Genomic DNA, 18503 nt, shown 5'->3' on the forward strand with positions numbered 1-18503 from the left:
ACGGGTAAGAAACAGGCGATCATCGCCTGCACCAGGAAGCTCCTGACCATTCTCAACGCCATGGTCAGAGACGACAAGGAATGGCAGCCTATGATCAAATAACAAACACGGTTGCTTCGAGATGCCGCTTGCGCGGTCCCTCAGGATGACGCTGAATGAATGATGCCCCTCGCCTGATGCTCATTCAGAGCTTGTATTCAGTCCCTGATATCTGCTCCCAACCTCCAGGATGTTTCACATGGCCGTTTTTGTTGCCCTGCTGCGGGCCGTCAATGTCGGCGGAACCGGCAAATTGCCGATGGCCGATCTGCGCGCCATGGCGGAGGCCCTCGGCTTCGACAACATCGCCACCTACATCCAGAGCGGCAATCTGGTGTTCACCTCCGACCTGGCAGCAGAAGAGGTCCTCGCCGGGCTCGATGACGCTTTGACCGCCCATTTCGGCAAGTCTCCCGGGATCATGCTGCGCGCCCTGGACGAGCTGGAAGCGCTGTATGCCCGGATGCCGTTTCAGGACGCGCAGCCCAGCCAGGTCCTGGTCACGTTTCTGCAAGAAGAAACTGCGCCGGATGCCCTTGAGCACATGGTTGCCGCCGATGGCGAGGAGGCCGTGGTCCTGGGGTCCGAGATCGTCGTTCATTACCCGAACGGACAGGGACGCTCGAAGCTGAAGCTGCCGGCCCTGAAGCCGGGCACCGCGCGCAATCTCAACACGGTGCGCAAGCTTCTGGAGTTGGCCCGGGAGCGGGGGTGATAAGGAGGCCCACTCTCGGCAGTCATCCCGGAGGCAGCGCAGCGGAGATCCGGGACCGGGGAGCCCCTGACAGTCAGCAACTGCCATTTGCCTTTATTCAGGAAACTGGCTCCCCGATCCCGGCACGCGTTTCACTTGGCCGGGATGACGAAAGAGAGTTGTGTTGAAAGACCAAGGCCGCCCGGATCGCCCCGGACGGCCCGTTCCTGTCAGCTCTCGAACACCACCAGAAGGTCCTTGGCATCGATCTGGGAGCCTGGCGAGACCAGCACTTCCTTGACCTTGCCGTCGCGCTCGGCGTGGAGCGCGGTTTCCATCTTCATGGCTTCGATGGAGACCAGCACGTCGCCCGCCTTGACGTCCTGTCCGCTCGCAATGGCGACCGTGGAGATGACGCCCGGCATCGGCGCACCGACATGGGCGGCATTGCCGTCCTCGGCCTTGCGCATCGCTGCGGCGCCGGTGGCTCCATGGGCGCGGTCCGGAACCTTGATGATCCGCGGTTGGCCATTGAGCTCGAAGAACACTTTCTTCTCGCCCTTCACGTCCGTTTCGCCGATCGCCTGGCAGCGCACCACCAGGGTCTTGCCGGGCTCCAGCTCGACGAAGATCTCGTCACCAGGCTCAAGGCCATAGAAATACACCGGCGTCGGCAGCACCGAGGTCGGACCGTATTGCTGCTGGGCCTTGTCGAAATCGGTGAAGACCTTCGGATACATCAGATAGGAGGCGAGCTCCGTGTCGCTGATGTCGTGGCCGGTCTTTTCCTCGGCCGTCTTGCGTTCAGCGTCGAGATCGGCCTCCTCCAACAGCGAGCCCGGACGCACCGTGATCGGCGTTTCGCCCTTCAGCACCTTTTTCTGCAGCGCCTCCGGCCAGCCGCCCGGGGATTGGCCGAGATCGCCATGCAGCATCTTGACGACGCTGTCCGGGAAGGCAACGTCCTTCGCCGGGTCCTCGACATCGGCAACGGTCAAGCCCTGGCTGACCATCATCAGCGCCATGTCGCCAACCACCTTGGAGGAGGGCGTCACCTTGACGATGTCGCCGAACATCTGGTTGGCGTCGGCATAGGCCTGAGCAACCTCGTGCCAGCGGGTTTCGAGGCCGAGCGAGCGCGCCTGTTCCTTCAGGTTGGTGAACTGGCCGCCCGGCATTTCGTGGAGATAAACCTCAGACGCACCGAAGCGCAGGTCGCTCTCGAAGGCCCGGTACTGGGCCCGGACCGCTTCCCAGTAGAAGGAGATCTGTCGGATGGTCTTGGCGTCGAGACCGGTGTCGCGCTCGCTGCCGCGCAACGCCTCGACGATGGATCCGAGGCAGGGCTGCGAGGTCAGGCCCGACAGCGCATCCATGGCCGCATCGACCGCATCCGCACCTGCCTCGACCGCCGCCAGGACCGTGGCCGCGGCAATGCCGGACGTGTCATGGGTGTGGAAGTGGATCGGCAGGTCGACTTCTTCCTTCAGCGTCTTGATCAGCAACCGGGCGGCTTCCGGCTTCAACAGGCCGGCCATGTCCTTGAGGCCTAGAATATGCGCGCCCGCCGCTTCCAGCTCCTTGGCCAGGCCGACATAATATTTCAGGTCGTATTTCGGCCGGGCGCTGTCCAGCATGTCGCCGGTATAGCAGAGCACGCCCTCGCAGAGCTTGCCCGCCTCTTGGACCGCGTCCATGGAAACACGCATGTTTTCGACCCAGTTGAGGCAGTCGAACACGCGGAAAAGGTCAATGCCGTTTTCGGCTGCCTGGGCAACGAAGAACTTGACCACATTGTCCGGATAGTTGGTGTAGCCGACGCCGTTGGAACCGCGCAGCAGCATCTGCAACAGGATGTTCGGCGCTTTTTCGCGAATGTGATGCAGGCGCTCCCAGGGGCTTTCCGTCAGGAAGCGCATGGCAACGTCGAAGGTGGCGCCGCCCCAGCATTCCAGCGAGAACAGGCTCGGCAGGCCGGCGGCATAAGCGTCTGCGATGCTGACGATGTCATGGCTGCGCATGCGCGTTGCCAGCAGAGACTGGTGCGCGTCGCGCATGGTCGTGTCGGTGACCAGCGCCCGCTTTTCCGCCTTCATCCAGTCGGCAAAACCTTTCGGACCAAGTTGGTCGAGCAGCTGGCGCGTTCCGGCCGGCTTGTCGTCGCCGAAATCCGGAATGACCGGCGCGGCGACATCTTTGGGCGGGCGGGCCCGGGTCTTGGTTTCCGGATGGCCGTTGACGGAGACGTCGGCGATATAGGTGAGCAGCTTGGTCGCCCGGTCCTGGCGGCGGGTCTGTTCGAACAGCGCCGGGGTCTCGTCGATGAACCTTGTCGTGTAACTGCAGGCCTTGAAGTCCGCATGGCCGATGATGTTTTCCAGGAACACCAGGTTTGTGGCAACGCCGCGGATGCGGAATTCGCGCAGGGCGCGGTCCATGCGCTTGCGCGCGTCTTCCGCGGTCGGCGCCCAGGCGGTCACCTTCTCAAGCAGCGGATCGTAGAAGCGGGTGATCACCGCGCCGGAATAGGCGGTGCCGCCGTCAAGACGGATGCCGAAGCCGGTGGCGCCGCGGTAGGCGGTAATGCGGCCGTAATCCGGAATGAAATTCTGCTCCGGATCCTCCGTGGTGATCCGGCACTGCAGCGCATGACCATTCAGGCGGATCTTGGCCTGCTCAGGCACGCCGCTTTCATAAGTGCCGATCCTGGCGCCTTCACAGATCTTGATCTGCGCCTGTACAATATCGATGCCGGTGACTTCCTCCGTCACCGTGTGCTCGACCTGGACCCGCGGATTGACCTCGATGAAGTAGATCGCGCCCGTGTCGGCATCCATCAGGAACTCGACAGTGCCGGCGCCGCGATAATTCACCGCCTGGCCGATCTTGATGCCGTACTGACAGAGTTCCGCGCGCTTGGCTTCGTCGAGATACGGTGCCGGTGCGCGCTCGACCACTTTCTGGTGGCGGCGCTGAATGGAACAGTCGCGCTCATAAAGGTGAACGACCGTCTCGCCGTCGCCGAGGATCTGCACTTCGACGTGGCGGGCGCGCTGGACCAGCTTTTCCAGATAGATCTCGTCCTTGCCGAATGCGGCCATGGCCTCGCGCTTGGCGGCCAGCACTTCCTTTTCCAGGGTAGCTTCGTCCGGAATGACGCGCATGCCGCGTCCGCCGCCGCCCCAGGAGGCTTTCAGCATCACCGGATAGCCGATCCCGGCAGCCAGGCTCTTGATCTCGTTGATGTCGTCCGGCAGCGGATCGGTTGCCGGCATGACCGGCACACCGGCCTCGATGGCCAGGTTGCGCGCGGCGACCTTGTTGCCAAGACGGCGCATGGTGTCGGATTTCGGACCGATGAAGGTGATGCCGGCCTCTTCGCAGGCATCGACGAATTCCGGACTTTCCGAAAGCAGGCCGTAGCCCGGGTGAATGGCATCGGCGCCGGAATGTTTGGCAACACGAATGATCTCGTCGATGGACAGATAGGCTTCGATCGGCCCGAGCCCCTTGCCGACCTGATACGCCTCGTCCGCCTTGAAGCGGTGCAAGGCCAATTTGTCCTGTTCCGCATAGATCGCAACGGTCTTCAGACCGAGCTCATTAGCGGCCCGGAACACCCGGATCGCGATCTCGGATCGGTTCGCAACGAGAATTTTTGTTATTGCCAAACGCCCATTCCCCCTAATTTTCAGCAAAGAGACCTGCTGGTTTCGGCAAGATTTCTACTTTGGTCGGACGCTCTTGAAAAGGGGCAGAAGGGATGTCCTTTTTTTAACCTGGAAAATATTTTTGCGCCTGCACTGATAACTGTAGGAAAACGAACGCTAAATTGATTGAACCTCAAGCGTTGCGTCGCAATCAGATAAATTTGCGCCGCAGCATTTTCGCGGGTCTTCATGGACATCCTGAAGGCAATTTCCGCGCCTGGACGCTGAGCCGCCTCATTTTGAGACAAGTTCGAGCCGCCAACACAAACGGCTCCGCTTCGGCCTATGGGCATCACGCCGGCCACCTACTACATCTTGTCGGAACAAAGCCGAAACACCGTTGAATCAGCGATTCGTCCGGGATTCGTTCACGCTGTGTCCACGGGTAAACGGGCCGGAACTCCGGCACGGCAGCGACCTTTACAATAAATTATCTATTGACAGCGATTCGACGCAAACGCGCGCACCAGACGGCCCATGACTCAAACCCTTGACCAGATTCAGGATTTCGTAGCGTCACCCTGCCTCAAGACCACATCTGGTAGGGAACAAATCCTGAATCGCCAAGAGTCCGCGATTCGGTTTCGGTTTGTTCCGGAGTCGTTCTCCACAGCTTATTTTTGCCAGCAAAAACCTGACCTTTTGGCCAAAAGATAGGGGACATGCCGTCCCGGCCTGTGCTAGACACGCGGCACCAGATATAGGTGTCCGCTATCCCGACACCGAGCCGTAGAAAGCCGATCACAAGCACTTTCATGCCCCGTCTCCAGAACCTGCCGCTGCCGCCGTCTGCCCGGTCCCGCACAGTGACGGCCGTGCTCGGCCCCACCAATACCGGCAAGACCCACCTCGCCATCGAACGCATGCTGGCCCAGCCTTCCGGCCTGATCGGCCTGCCGCTGCGGCTGCTTGCGCGCGAAGTCTATGGCCGCGTCGCCGAACGCGCGGGCGAGGACACCGTCGCGCTGATCACCGGTGAAGAAAAGATCATTCCGGAGAAACCGCGCTTCTGGGTCTCGACGGTCGAAGCCATGCCGCTCGACCTCGACACGGAATTCGTGGCCATCGACGAGGTCCAGCTGGCCGGCAATCTCGACCGCGGCCATGTCTTCACCGACCGGATCCTGAACCTGCGTGGCCGCTCGGAAACCTTGCTGCTGGGTGCGGCAACCGCCCGCCCGCTTTTGGAAAAACTGCTGCCGGGACTCAATGTCGTCACCCGGCCGCGCATGTCGGTGCTGGAATATGCCGGCTCGAAAAAGGTCTCGCGGCTGCCGGCGCGCTCCGCGATCGTCGCCTTTTCCTCCGACGAGGTCTATTCGATCGCCGAACTGCTCCGGCGCCAGCGCGGCGGGGCCGCCGTCGTGCTCGGTTCGCTCAGCCCGCGCACGCGCAATGCCCAGGTGGAGCTGTTCCAGAACGGCGATGTCGACCACCTGGTCGCCACCGACGCCATCGGCATGGGCCTGAACCTGGATGTTCACCACATCGCCTTTGCCGGCAACCGCAAATATGACGGTTATCAGTACCGTCAGCTGACCCCCTCGGAAATGGGCCAGATCGCGGGGCGCGCCGGCCGCCACACCAAGGACGGTACCTTCGGCGTAACCGGACGGGTCGATCCGCTGGACGACGAATTGATCCAACGGATCGAAAGTCACCAGTTTGACAGCCTGAAAGTGCTGCAATGGCGCAACAGTTCCCTGGATTTTTCATCTTCCGCGGCCCTGCGCCAAAGCCTGGATGCGGTGCCCAGGGAAGAGGGTCTCGCGAGGGCACCGATTGGCGACGACCTCACCGCTCTTGAATATTTATTGCGCGATCGCGCAATATCCGGCATGGCTACGGGCGCAAAAGCGGTCGAATTGTTATGGGACGTGTGTCAGATCCCCGACTATCGTAAGATCGCGCCGGCCAACCATGCGGAGCTGCTGAACACGATTTACACCCATCTGATGCAGGACGGCGCAATCGCCGATGACTGGTTCACCCGTCAATTGGCCTTCGCAGACCGCACGGATGGTGATATCGACACACTCGCGAACCGGATTGCACATATCCGGACGTGGACCTATGTCGCCAATCGACCTGACTGGCTGGCCGATCCGGCTCACTGGCAGGGCGAGACACGCGCCATTGAAGACAAACTATCCGACGCCCTTCACGAACGGCTTACCCAGCGCTTCGTGGACCGGCGTACAAGTGTATTGATGCGACGTTTGAGAGAGAACGCAATGCTGGAAGCGGAAATTACATCGAGCGGCGATGTGCTCGTTGAAGGTCAGCACATCGGGAATCTGCTTGGCTTCCGGTTTGCTCCCGACGCGGCGGCCGAGGGACCGGACGGCAAGACCGTTCGCGCGGCCGCCCAGAAGGCCCTGACCACCGAGATCGAATCCCGTGCTGAAAAGCTCGGCAAGTCGGAGAACAGCGATTTCGTGCTGGCTTCCGACGCCACCATCCGCTGGCGCGGCGAACCGGTGGCCAAGCTGGTCGCCGGTGAAGAGGTCCTGGTCCCGACCGTGCTGCTGCTGGCCGACGAACATCTGACCGGTCCCGCCCGCGATGCGGTTCAAAGCCGGATCGACCTGTGGGCCAAGGCCCAGATCGAAACCCTGCTGAAGCCGCTGGTCGATCTCAAGAACGGCGAAGGCCTTGAAGGCCTTGCACGGGGCATCGCGTTCCGCATCGTGGAAGGTCTCGGCATTCTCGAGCGTCAGGACGCGGCCGACGAAATCCGTCAACTGGATCAGGACATGCGCGCCGGTCTGCGCAAGCACGGCATCCGCTTCGGCGCCTATACCGTGTTCGTGCCCGCGCTTCTGAAGCCGGCGCCGAGCCAGTTGCTGGCCCAGCTCTGGGCCCTGAAGCACGGTTCTCTTGACATGAACGGCATGACCGAGCTGCCGCAGCTGTCCGCCTCCGGCCGGACGTCCATCCCGGTCGACGAGACCATCGACAAGGCGCTTTACAAGGTCGTCGGCTTCCGCGTCTGCGGTCCGCGCGCCGTGCGCGTCGACATCCTGGAGCGTCTCGCCGACCTGATCCGGCCGCTGATCGCCTGGAAACCGCTCGACGCGGAAGTCAGCCCTCCGGAAGGCGCCGTGGAAACCGGTGGCGGCTTCACCGTCACCGTGGCAATGACCTCCCTGCTCGGCTGCGCCGGCGAGGATTTCTCAGCCGTGCTGAAGTCCCTCGGCTACCGGGTCGAGACCAAGGAGGTCCAGCGTCCCGTGACTGCCAAGCCGGACGCCGAAGAGGCCGCTCCGGCGGAACCTGCATCGGCTGAAACGGAAACGGCCCAGGCGGAAGCTTCCGAAGCACCCGCCGAAACCGAGGCGGCCGAGACCGCGCCGGCGGAACCGGTTGCCGAACTGGCCGGCGCCGGAGCCGATGCCCCCGTAGCGGAAGAGACAGTTGCTATGGCCGAACCGGTGGAAACGCCAGCCGAGCCGGAAAGTGCAACCGAACCGGCCGCAGAAAGCACCGTTGCCGAGGCTGTGACCTCTGATGAGGCAGCGGCCGATACTGCGCCTGAGGAATCCGCGCCAGTGGAAACCGCATCCACCGACACTGCCACCGGCGAACCTGTCGAACTGGAAACGGTGACCATCGAAATCTGGCGGCCGGGCCGCCACGACCGGCGCCCGCGCGGCCGCAATGACCAGCGCCGCGGCGACAGCCGCAGGAGCCAGGGCCCGAAGGGTGGCCAGGGCGAAAAACGGCATGGCAAACCCGGCGGCAAGGGCGGTCCGAACCGCAACCGCGGGCAGCAGGGCGGCAAGGGCTTTGACGGCGGCAACCGCCGTGACAAGGCGCCTCGCGACAAGCCGATCGATCCGAATTCGCCCTTCGCGGCCCTGATGGCGCTGAAGGCGGATATGGACAACAAGGACAAGAAGTAATTTCCGCGCCTGAGCCTCAAGCTGCTGCCGGCAGCCTGCGCATAGACAAGTGGCTCTGGTACGCCAGGGTCACCAAATCCCGGTCGCTTGCCCAGAAACTGGCGACCTCCGGTCATGTCCGGGTCAACAAGGACAAGATTGCTTCCGCCAGCAAGACCATCAAGGCCGGCGATGTCCTGACCGTTGCCCTGGAGCGGCGGGTGCTTGTTCTGAAGGTGCTGGCGCTCGGCACGCGGCGCGGCCCTTTTGAGGAAGCGCGCAAGCTTTACGAGGATCTGTCGCCGCCGCCACCGCCCAAACAGGACGCGCCGCCCCCGCCGCCAGGCCAGCGCGAGGCCGGCGCGGGCCGGCCGACCAAGCGCGACCGGCGCAAGATGGATGCCTTTCGCAGCGACGACTGACGCAAAATCCGGCTTCGCCCTTAAAAACGGAAAAACATTCTCTTATTCGGCCGGACTGCGTCATCCAGGGCGCTTGCGCGCGCAGGACAAAAACGATACCCAACAGCAGCATGAAGCGATAAACGTGCCCCGCAAGCGGGCGCACGGCGGAAAACAGATCGCCGGTTGCGATTGACGGCGGGGACCGTCAAGGCAATGCCGGAGCCGAATGAGGATTGAGATGACCTACGTCGTCACAGACAATTGCATCAAGTGCAAATACACCGACTGCGTTGAAGTCTGCCCGGTTGATTGCTTTTATGAAGGCGAGAACTTCCTGGTGATCAATCCGGACGAGTGCATCGACTGCGGCGTCTGCGAACCGGAATGCCCTGCGGAAGCCATCCTGCCCGATACTGAGCCGGGTCTGGAAAAATGGATCGAGATCAACGCCGAATACTCCGAAAAGTGGCCGAATATCACGGAGAAGAGGGATCCGCTGCCGGACGCGGAAGAGTTTGACGGCAAAGAAAACAAGTTCGAACAGTACTTCTCGCCGAAACCGGCTGCCTGATTCGCCACTGGAGTTTCTGCGACGCAGTGCCGCAAGTCGTTTACATAGGACTGGGGCGGTCGATTTTTTGAATGGATTCAGGAACCTGACGGACGTGTTCCGTTAGGTTACTTGTGCTTTTTGCGCACCTGCAAAGCACAACGCTTTAATTTTCCACAAAAGTGTGTTATATATAACAGCTAGTCGCCAACCACGAGAACAACCCCCAAAACGGAGTTTCTGAAATCCTGTCCCGGGCCTCAACAACCGGACGGAGCAAGCTCCCGGCAGCTCATATGACTGACAAGGTTCTAGTGTGGAAATAGACGACTGACCAGCCCTGACACGCCGCATATCAACAGGCGTTCCACTTTGGATCGCTCGGCGGGCTTCGTGTCGCATAAGAAAAGAGGACCGCACGGCGGTCCATCACCGGTCCGGCAAAGACCGATCAACTGCGCAGGAGAGAATACGAGTATGGCAACCAGCACCAAAAAGACCGCGCAGCGCCAGGGATTCAAAACCGGCGAGTACATCGTTTATCCGGCACACGGCGTCGGCCAGATTACCGCCATTGAAGAGCAAAACGTTGCAGGTCACTCTTTGGAGTTGCTCGTTATCGTTTTTGAACAGGACAAGATGACCCTTCGTGTCCCGGTCGCCAAGATCGCGTCCGTCGGCATGCGGAAGCTCGGCGATCCGACTGCCGTCAAGAAGGCTCTCGAAACCGTACGGGGCCGTCCGCGCGTGAAGCGGACCATGTGGAGCCGCCGTGCCCAGGAATATGAAGCCAAGATCAATTCCGGCGATCTGATTGCCATTTCCGAGGTGGTCCGCGACCTTTTCCGGTCCGAGAGCCAGCCGGAGCAGTCCTATTCCGAACGCCAGCTTTACGAAGCAGCCCTCGACCGCATGGCGCGGGAAATCGCTGCGGTGAACAAGTGTTCGGAAACCGAGGCCATCAAGCAGATCGAACAGAATCTGGCAAAGTCTCCGAGCCGCATGAAGGCAGCTGCTGAAGCCGCCGCGGAAGAAGACGAAGACAAGGAAGAAGCCGCCTGATCTCAGCGCGGTTCAGTCCGGAAAACGGAAAGGGTCTGGAAATTCCAGGCCCTTTTTCTTTTTGCCGCCGCGGATGATCGCGTCTTGTTCACGCGAAAGTGCACAATTTTCTGCCCCTACGGAAGCCACATGTGATCTAACCTGAAGTCAGGTACGTAGAACCCCCGATACCACATCGGAGTGTCGATCATGTCCATGAGCGAAAAACGGCAACTGGTGCAAGCCGCGATGAAGGCGCCTTACCTCACGCGCGAGGAGGAGCTGGACCTCGCATTGCGATGGCGGCACGAGCGGGACGAAAAGGCACTGGAAAAACTGTCGCTCTCCCACATGCGCCTGGTGATTGCGGTTGCCTCCCGGTTTCGCAATTTCGGTCTGAACCTCGGTGACCTGATTCAGGAAGGCCATGTCGGCCTGCTGGAAGCCGCCGCCCGGTTCGAGCCGGAGCGGGAGGTCCGCTTCTCAACCTATGCCACCTGGTGGATCCGCGCCTCGATCCAGGACTATATCCTGCGCAACTGGTCGATCGTGCGCGGCGGCACTTCCTCGTCCCAAAAGGCGCTGTTCTTTAATCTGCGCCGGCTGCGCGCGAAACTCTCCAGCAACCAGACGCCGCTCACCGACAGCGAACTGCATCAGAAGATCGCCGATGCCATTGGCGTCAAACAGGCCGATGTCGCGCTGATGAATGCGCGCCTCTCCGGTCCGGACACTTCCCTCAACGCGCCGGTGACCGACAGCGACGGTTCAAGCGCCGATCGGCAGGATTTCCTGGTGTCAGACGCGCCCCTGCCCGATGAAATCGTCACCGGCCATATCGACAGCGAACGACGCCACAGATGGCTGAATTCGGCGCTGGAGGTGCTCAGCGAACGGGAGTTGAAGATCGTGCGCGAACGCCGTCTGTCGGAAGACGGCGCCACGCTGGAATCCCTCGGTGCCAAGCTCGGCATTTCCAAGGAGCGGGTTCGCCAAATCGAAAGCCGCGCCATGGAGAAACTGAAATCCGCGCTCCTGGCAGCCCAGCCCGATGAAGCTGTTTACAGCGCCTGACCAAGATCCAAGACGACCACTGACATGGGAGCCGCAATGGCTCCCATTTTTTGTGGTTTCCCGCATAACCCTCGCCAAAACCACTGTTTCACCCCGAGCAGGCACAAAGCGCCGTCACGCAGGATCCGACACCCCCAATAGAGCAAGTGGCCACTCCTTCGAGACGGACCTGAAGGTTCTCCGCAGAATTTGTTTGTACAAGCAGGTTCTCGGAAAGCGGCCTAGTCCACCACCAGCTTGATCGCCGTACCGGCCGGAATTGCCTTGTCCGCGCCAAGATCGTTCAGGATGGTGAAGAATTCGAGCCGCCTGGACGGTTCCACCCCGCTCATGCCGATGGCCAGCTTGCGCGCCGTGTCGCCCGGCTTCGACTGCACCACCTTGATCCGAAGCGACCTGAGGCGCGCGCGTTCCGTCGGCGACAGCTGCGTGAAGCTCTCGACGGTTTCGTGGAAATCCCGGTCGAACCGGTCGTTCGGCGAACGGCTGGCGAAGATGAAGCGGTAACCCGTCTTGCCGATGCGCACCACCGCAATCCGGAAGGACCAGCCTTGCGTGATCGCCGCGCCGGTTACCGCCGGCAGGCCGTTGATGGTGGTCTCGCGCACGCTGGCCGGCAGAAGGCCATTGATCCAGCCGGAATTCATGTAGTCCCGCAGGCTGGAATAACCGCTGACATCGGCACCGTCGAACCGGATGGCGGTGCCGTCGCCATTGCTGGCCAGCACGGCTTCCGGCGTGTTTTCCAGAATATAGCCCGCAGGCACGGTGTAGCCGATGCCGAGCGCCTTGTGCAGGAACGACCGGCCGCGCACGAAGCCTTCCAGCGGATCGTCGCCGAACAGCATGCCGTTGATCTGGCTGAGATAGCGTTCCCGGTCACGTTCGCCGATGCCCGGCGCGCCGATCTGGCGGGCGGAACGCACCGCGATCTGAAGCCGCTCCGGCGTCGACGGGTGCGAGGACAGGAAGTCGGGCGCCGATGAGCCGGACTTGTCGGCGGACTGATATTGCGCAAACGCCGCCATCGAGCGGAGGAACCGGGCGGCCGCGTACGGATCGAAGCCTGCCTTGGCCAGGGTCTTGACCCCGATCGCATCCGCCTCCAGTTCCTGCACCTGGCTGAAGCGCGCGAACGACAGCTGCGAGGAGATGATCGCCTTGCGTGCTTCCTCGCTGTCCTGGACCACATCGGTCAGGATCCGGTTGGCAAGCTGCTTGGCTTCTGCCCGCTGCTGCCGCTTGATGGCGTGGCTGGCGGTCACATGGGCCATCTCGTGGGCCAGCACGGCGGCCACTTCCGACGTGTCATTGGCAAGCGCCAGCAGGCCGCGGGTGACATAGAGATAGCCGCCCGGCAGCGCGAAGGCGTTGATCGCCGGTGAATTCAGGATGGTGATCTTGTAGCTCTGGGACGGGTCGTCGGAGGCGGCGACAAGACGGCCGACCACGCTGGCGACCGCCCGTTCCGCGCCGGCATCCTTGTAGACACCGCCATAGGTGGCCACAACGCGGGGATGTTCGCGCTCGCCGATACCGGCGGCAAGGTTCGGACGCAGGGTCCCCGGTGCCACCGTGGTGCCGACACTTGGCCCGTCGCCGAGAAGCTGGCAGGAGGCAAGCAGCAGCGCGGCAACACAGGCTAGCGCGCCGCGCAAGGGACCGCGCAAGCGGCTGCGCCCGGTGCATGGCTGTGCCCTCGATCCGCCGGGGCACCGGAAATCAGATGTTGCCTTGGCCTTCACGTGCTGCCCTTCAATCGTCCAGTACCACCAATTGTTCCGGATGCCGCAGCGTGATCAGCGGCCCGTCTTTCAGCTCCACCACACCGCGCAGTTCGACAAACCGGCCCGCCAGCGCGTCCAGCGCTCCGGCCGCGCCGCCCAGCGCCGCGCTGAACCGGTCTTCCTCCGCCGTCTTCAGCGTGCCCGTCACATCTGTTTTCCAGTATTTTCCGAAGTTGAGATAGCGGGTACGGCGGGTTTTTCCAAGAGAAACAATGCGCCCGCGCGCAATCACATAGCGCCCGGCGGCGGCCTCCAGAGGCCCGGGCCGGTCCGTGGAATAGATCCGGACCGTGCCGCCCTGGCGCCAGATCCCCATGCCGGTCCGCCGTGCGTGGCTTTCGGCGCGGCGCAACGCCTGCGCACAGGCGGCTTCGCCATGACCGGGCGCAAAGATGGCGCGTCCCGCTTCCAGCTGGAGCGCTTGCCACAACCCGGCTTCGCCGGCTCGTCCGGTCACGATCCAGGCGGGTATCAGCCCCCAGCGGTTCGGTTCACCCAGCGCGATGGCGGAAAACTCTTCAGCCGGTGCGTCCACCGTCCTGGCATCCGGCGGGGATTGATCAGCCGCTCGCTCCGGGAAGCGCAGGTCGCTGGCGAAATAGCGTGCGCCATCCGCCGCAAGGAACAGATTTTCGGCGGGGGCGTAGGTGACGCTTACACCTTTGACCGGATCCGCGGCGCAATCCTTGAGGATGACCGTGTGACCGGCCTCGTCGGCAAGGGTGCTTCCAACAGACAGAAGCGCGACGCACAGCCCCAGGCAGGCCGCGCCCACGCGCACTCTCCGCCCGCGCCCGCGGGCCGTCTTTCCAGGTCTGGCCAACCTTAGCGGCACGGTCCCCACCTCAGCCGATCAAAAGGGGTCACCCCTTTCCCAGGGCGCCTTCATGAACAGGCGGCTCGGGCAAAGCTGAGAAAGTGGTCACGACGAACCTCTGTGCTACGCACGGAATACGGCAAGTCCAAGACAACAGCCCAAAAACCCGCCCCAGCCCGCACAATCGCCCCGCGACTGAGGGGGTCGCCAAGCCCGCCAAATCATGTTATCCGCTGACTTAAGGCCCCGTAGCTCAGCAGGATAGAGCATCAGATTCCTAATCTGAGGGTCGCGCGTTCGAATCGCGCCGGGGTCACCAAAATCTCTATATTTCTCAATTAACTATTTGGCAGACCACAACGATGCCGGCCGCGCCGGTGCGAATCCCTTGAAGACCGGCCATCTCAGATCGCTGTAAGGCCGGCCGCGCGGGTCATTTCCGTTCGGAAAGATCACCCGTTCCATCGGCTTTCCGAACCGGTTCGCCTTGCGCTCCTCCCGCGTTTGAATATCGTCCAGGCCGCGCATGAACAGGAGATAAGTGATCTGTTCGATCACCTCGTGTGGATTGGCGATGCCACCCGCCCAAAAAGCATTCCAGACACTGTCGATCTTGTTGCGCAGCTCTCCGGTGATCACGGGACGGAGCCTCCTTGTTTTCTGATTCGCCCGTGCAATTTAAAAGTGCTTTCGCGCGCAGGAAAGAGGCGGCGATCCATGGATCGAATAGAGTTCGGGCGACCGCTCAGAAACGCTTGATCCTGGTATCAGCGTGCCCATAGGCGCCTGCGTCCGCGAGCACCATGAAATCCAAGCCTGTCTCCGCCTCTGCGCGAAGCACAACTTCTGCTGCCGCGCGTGCGTCTTCCTCCCCGTCGTGATGCCTGAATACGAGACCAAGATGGCTTTTGAGCGACTTCAGGCCATGGCCGCCATTTCCTTTAAGCTCCGGCCACGCCCGGCGGGCAACAGCAACACTGTCCCGCCAGTGCCAGTCCGGTGCAAGACAGCCATGCAACGAGCAGGCAGCGTTGACCGCGCTGCGGTCGAAACTGCTGTGCTGGAAGACAGTATGGCCTGCGACCACCTGCGTGAGCATGGCAAGCACCTCCGGAAAACGCGGGGCGCCTCGCACGGTCTCCTCGTTGATGCCGTGGACCCAGGTGCAGGTCCAGGTCGGCGTACAGGGATCGACATAGGTCGACCAGGTCGCGACCGATCCGTCCATATCGACACAGGCAAGACCCACCTGGCAGATGCTGGCGCGGTCGTTGTTTGCCGTTTCGACATCCAGAGCCATGAAACGAAAAGACCCCGTGGGGAGCAGCTTTCCAGCAGTTCGATCAAAAATCACGGGCACTTCCCCTTCTTGTTGCACAATATCTTTCCCGCTGGAGCTCAAGCGCTGCCATGACACGCCGGAGACGATCCCCAATGACCCTGGTCGTTCGGGCGCCGCCTTTCGCCACCAGTAACACCGAATGGCAGTACACCCGCATCGCTTCCGTGTGCCGCACGTCTCCCATCTCCCTCACCCCCGCAACAACGCGCTGATCTCGTCCTCCGCCAGCAGTGCTTCGCCGTTGCTGCGGATATAGTCCAGAACCGTCGTCATCGCCGGGTCCGGGGTGAGGTCGGCGCGGTGCAGGACGAACCAGTGGCGGACGATCGGCAGGGGCGCAGCGCGCAGGATGGCGAGGCGGCCGGATTTCAGTTCCTCGATCACCGTGTGGGCGGAAATCAGGGCAATGCCGAGACCGGCGATCACCGCCTGTTTGATCGACTCGTTCGATTCCATTTCCGTGAAGGTGAAGGTCTGGCCTTCGCCGAGCTGGTCCAGAAACCGCATCGACAGGATGCGCGTGCCCGAGCCGGGTTCGCGCATGATGAAATTCTCTTTCAGGATATCGGACTTGTCGGCCTTCCCGGCCGCGACCAGCGGATGTTCCGGGTGGGCAATCAGGATATGGGGATGATCGCCGATATTAAAGGCGGTCACCTCCGGCTGGCGCGGCGGACGGCCCATGATCGCCAGGTCGATCTTGCCCGAGCCCAGATCTGAAATGGTCCTGTCCCGGTTGCCCACCTGCAGCACCACCTCGATATCCGGATAGTCCCGTTTCAGCTGCGCCACGATAGAGGGTGCAAAATATTTGCCGGTGCTGACGACGCCCAGGACCACACGGCCCGCCCGGCCCTTTTTCATGGCATCGATGCTGCCGACGGCCCGGGTCAGGGCAGACAGCGAGGCTTCGTAAGCCTCCAGCAGCGCCCGCCCGGCTGCCGTCGCCTCGAAGCCCCCGGCTCTGGCCCGGTTGACCAGCGCGCAGCCGAAATTTTCCTCCAGAACCTTGAGCTGGGTGTGGACCGCGGGCGGTGTCAGACCCAGAACATCCGCAGAAGCACTGATACTGCCGGTCTTCACGACGGCAGCCAGCGCCCGCAACTGCTTGAAAGTGATCGTGTTTATCAGCGTCATTTAATTTTTTTGAAAGCCGGTTCCGAAGTTTTAAATTCAGTTTACATTCAGAACCGTGAATATCAAGGCCAGCCCACAAGGACGGGAGGCCTTGATGAAAGCGACACGCCCGGCAATAGACCCGGCCCGAATTCCATTGGAAGGTTTTGCGCTGCTCAACGGCCTGTGCCAGGTCGTGGAAAGCCTGTCGCGGACCATCGCCATGGGTCCTCTGACCGGCGGCCTCGGCCGCGAAGTCGGCCGGAACACGGACGGCGATGACCAGAAGGCGCTCGATGTCGAGGCGGACAGAGCCTTTCTCGACGCCCTCGCCAAGTGCGATATCCGCTGGTACGCGTCCGAGGAACAGGACGCGGTCCTGGAGGTGACGCCCGGCGGCCGCTACGCGCTGGCCATCGATCCGCTCGACGGCTCCTCCAACATCGACGTCAACGTCTCGATCGGCACCATTTTTTCCGTCTTCGAGGCCAACAATGATCCGGAAGCCTCGTTCCTGCGGCCGGCCCGGGACCAGCTCGCGGCGGGCTATTTCATCTACGGTCCGCAGACCGCGCTGATCGTGACCTTCGGCTCCGGCGTGCAGCATTATGTGCTCGACCCGATCGACCGCCAGTTCAAGCTGGCCAACGACCGCCTGCTCATTCCGGAAACCGCCAGCGAATTTGCCATCAACGCGTCGAACTACCGCCACTGGTCCCGGCCGGTGCGGGCCTATATCGACGATTGCCTGGCCGGCGCCGACGGTCCTCGGGCCAAGAATTTCAACATGCGCTGGGTGGCGTCTCTGGTCGCCGAGACCCACCGCATCCTGAGCCGCGGCGGCATCTTTCTATATCCGGCGGACAGCCGGCCCGGCTACGACAAGGGCCGCCTGCGCACGGTCTATGAATGCGCGCCGATCGCCTTTCTCGTCGAACAGGCCGGCGGCAAGGCAACCACCGGAACCGATCGCCTGCTCGACCAGACCGCCAGCGAACTCCATCAGCGCACACCGTTTGTCTTCGGATCCGCCGACAAGGTCGACCGGATCACCGCCTATCACGACCTGCCCGACCAGGAGGCTTCCGCCCTGTTCGGCACCCGCGGCCTGTTCCGCGGCTGACACCAGCGCCCTTCGGCGCAGCAAAGATTTTGAAGGATCATCATGTCCAAGAAACATCCGATCATCTCGGTGACCGGCTCCTCGGGTGCGGGCACGACGACGGTCAAGACCACATTCGACCAGATCTTCCGGCGCGAGGGCATCAGCACCGTTTCCATCGAGGGCGATGCCTTTCACCGCTACGACCGCGCCGCCATGAAGCAGGAGCTGGACGCCCGCAAGAGCGCCGGCGACGAGACCTTCAGCCATTTCAGCTACGACGCCAACGAACTGGAGAAGCTGGAAGAGGTGTTCCGCAGCTATGGCGAGACCGGCCGGGGCGAGACCCGGCATTACGTCCATGACGACGAAGAGGCGGCGCGTTACGGTGCCGAACCTGGCACCTTCACCGGCTGGGCGCCTTTCGAGGAAGGCTCGGACCTCCTGTTCTACGAAGGCCTGCACGGCGCCGTCGTCAATGACACAGTCAACCTGTCGGCTCTGGCGGATCTGAAGATTGGTGTTGTCCCGGTGATCAACCTGGAATGGATCCAGAAGATCCACCGCGACAAGGACCGGCGCGGTTATTCGACCGAAGCCGTCACCGATACGATCCTGCGGCGCATGCACGCCTATGTGCATTGCATCTGCCCGCAATTCACCGAGACGGACATCAACTTCCAGCGCGTTCCCGTGGTCGACACGTCCAACCCCTTCATTGCCCGCTGGATCCCGACGCCGGACGAGAGCCTGGTCGTCATCCGCTTCAAGAACCCGCGCGGCATCGACTTCGCCTACCTCCGGACGATGATCCACGACAGCTGGATAACCCGCGCCAATTCCATCGTCATTCCCGGCGGCAAGATGGATCTGGCGATGCAGCTGATCTTCACGCCGATGATCATGCGCCTCGTCAACGAATCCCGGCGCGCCTGAAGGAGCT

General features: G+C 62.2%; 16 protein-coding genes and 1 tRNA gene. 9 read left to right on the forward strand and 8 right to left on the reverse strand.

The annotated features are described in order from the left end of the window. Nucleotides 1-238 precede the first annotated feature (238 nt). Nucleotides 239-754: a DUF1697 domain-containing protein gene (locus tag M0H32_RS19275; protein WP_248156817.1), complete on the forward strand. Its 516-nt coding sequence runs from the start codon at nucleotides 239-241 to the stop codon at nucleotides 752-754. Between the two features lie 209 nt (nucleotides 755-963). On the opposite strand, the gene pyc is transcribed toward M0H32_RS19275, so the two are convergent. The 3 genes from pyc to M0H32_RS19290 all read right to left on the reverse strand — a co-directional run bounded on the left by pyc (nucleotide 964) and on the right by M0H32_RS19290 (nucleotide 5200). Continuing rightward, a complete protein-coding gene (gene pyc, locus M0H32_RS19280) occupies nucleotides 964-4404 on the reverse strand; it encodes a pyruvate carboxylase (RefSeq protein ID WP_248156819.1) in 3441 nt (1146 codons plus the stop codon). Nucleotides 4405-4424: 20 nt separating this feature from the next. Beyond that, nucleotides 4425-4748, reverse strand: coding sequence for a hypothetical protein (locus M0H32_RS19285; protein WP_248156820.1), 324 nt, complete (start codon nucleotides 4746-4748; stop codon nucleotides 4425-4427). A gap of 221 nt (nucleotides 4749-4969) precedes the next feature. Then, complete coding sequence (locus M0H32_RS19290; RefSeq protein ID WP_248156821.1) at nucleotides 4970-5200, reverse strand: hypothetical protein; 231 nt, start codon at nucleotides 5198-5200, stop codon at nucleotides 4970-4972. Between M0H32_RS19290 and M0H32_RS19295 the strand changes: the two genes are divergently transcribed. The 5 genes from M0H32_RS19295 to M0H32_RS19315 all read left to right on the forward strand — a co-directional run bounded on the left by M0H32_RS19295 (nucleotide 5199) and on the right by M0H32_RS19315 (nucleotide 11396). Further along, nucleotides 5199-8348, forward strand: a complete 3150-nt coding sequence (locus M0H32_RS19295) for a helicase-related protein (protein ID WP_248156822.1) — start codon at nucleotides 5199-5201, stop codon at nucleotides 8346-8348. The two genes, M0H32_RS19290 and M0H32_RS19295, sit on opposite strands and share 2 nt — an antisense overlap. Next, nucleotides 8348-8749: an RNA-binding S4 domain-containing protein gene (locus tag M0H32_RS19300; protein WP_248157070.1), complete on the forward strand. Its 402-nt coding sequence runs from the start codon at nucleotides 8348-8350 to the stop codon at nucleotides 8747-8749. The genes M0H32_RS19295 and M0H32_RS19300 overlap by 1 nt, the downstream gene beginning before the upstream one ends. Nucleotides 8750-8969: 220 nt before the next feature. After that, complete coding sequence (gene fdxA, locus M0H32_RS19305; RefSeq protein WP_248156823.1) at nucleotides 8970-9302, forward strand: ferredoxin FdxA; 333 nt, start codon at nucleotides 8970-8972, stop codon at nucleotides 9300-9302. Nucleotides 9303-9758: 456 nt separating this feature from the next. Next, nucleotides 9759-10343: a CarD family transcriptional regulator gene (locus tag M0H32_RS19310; protein WP_248156824.1), complete on the forward strand. Its 585-nt coding sequence runs from the start codon at nucleotides 9759-9761 to the stop codon at nucleotides 10341-10343. A 189-nt stretch (nucleotides 10344-10532) separates the two neighbouring features. Then, nucleotides 10533-11396, forward strand: coding sequence for an RNA polymerase factor sigma-32 (locus M0H32_RS19315; protein WP_425607337.1), 864 nt, complete (start codon nucleotides 10533-10535; stop codon nucleotides 11394-11396). Nucleotides 11397-11617: 221 nt separating this feature from the next. On the opposite strand, the gene M0H32_RS19320 is transcribed toward M0H32_RS19315, so the two are convergent. Further along, nucleotides 11618-13066, reverse strand: a complete 1449-nt coding sequence (locus M0H32_RS19320; RefSeq protein ID WP_248156826.1) for a M48 family metalloprotease — start codon at nucleotides 13064-13066, stop codon at nucleotides 11618-11620. Nucleotides 13067-13151: 85 nt separating this feature from the next. Then, nucleotides 13152-13958 carry a hypothetical protein gene (locus M0H32_RS19325; protein ID WP_248156828.1) on the reverse strand — a complete coding sequence of 269 codons (807 nt, stop codon included), beginning with the start codon at nucleotides 13956-13958 and terminating at the stop codon, nucleotides 13152-13154. Nucleotides 13959-14242: 284 nt separating this feature from the next. Here M0H32_RS19325 and M0H32_RS19330 point away from each other — a divergent pair. After that, a tRNA-Arg gene (locus M0H32_RS19330) sits at nucleotides 14243-14319 on the forward strand. 23 nt (nucleotides 14320-14342) lie between these two features. Here the strand turns inward: M0H32_RS19330 and M0H32_RS19335 are convergent. The 3 genes from M0H32_RS19335 to M0H32_RS19345 form a co-directional block, all read right to left on the reverse strand. Next, entirely contained in the window at nucleotides 14343-14639 is a 297-nt protein-coding gene (locus tag M0H32_RS19335) for a type I restriction-modification system subunit M N-terminal domain-containing protein (RefSeq protein WP_345779349.1), read from the reverse strand. Between the two features lie 106 nt (nucleotides 14640-14745). Further along, on the reverse strand, nucleotides 14746-15300 hold the full coding sequence (locus tag M0H32_RS19340; protein WP_248156831.1) for an exonuclease domain-containing protein: 555 nt from the start codon (nucleotides 15298-15300) through the stop codon (nucleotides 14746-14748). 231 nt (nucleotides 15301-15531) lie between these two features. After that, on the reverse strand, nucleotides 15532-16479 hold the full coding sequence (locus M0H32_RS19345; protein ID WP_248156833.1) for a LysR family transcriptional regulator: 948 nt from the start codon (nucleotides 16477-16479) through the stop codon (nucleotides 15532-15534). Between the two features lie 94 nt (nucleotides 16480-16573). On the opposite strand from M0H32_RS19345, the gene M0H32_RS19350 reads away from it, so the two are divergent. Both M0H32_RS19350 and M0H32_RS19355 read left to right on the forward strand, forming a co-directional pair. Further along, the gene (locus M0H32_RS19350) at nucleotides 16574-17581 is read left to right on the forward strand and encodes a class 1 fructose-bisphosphatase (protein ID WP_248156835.1); all 1008 of its coding nucleotides are present in this window, start codon (nucleotides 16574-16576) and stop codon (nucleotides 17579-17581) included. 42 nt (nucleotides 17582-17623) lie between these two features. Then, complete coding sequence (locus tag M0H32_RS19355) at nucleotides 17624-18496, forward strand: phosphoribulokinase (protein ID WP_248156837.1); 873 nt, start codon at nucleotides 17624-17626, stop codon at nucleotides 18494-18496. Nucleotides 18497-18503: the final 7 nt, after the last annotated feature.

Source organism: Roseibium sediminicola, assembly GCF_023156505.1.
GTDB lineage: Bacteria > Pseudomonadota > Alphaproteobacteria > Rhizobiales > Stappiaceae > Roseibium > Roseibium sediminicola.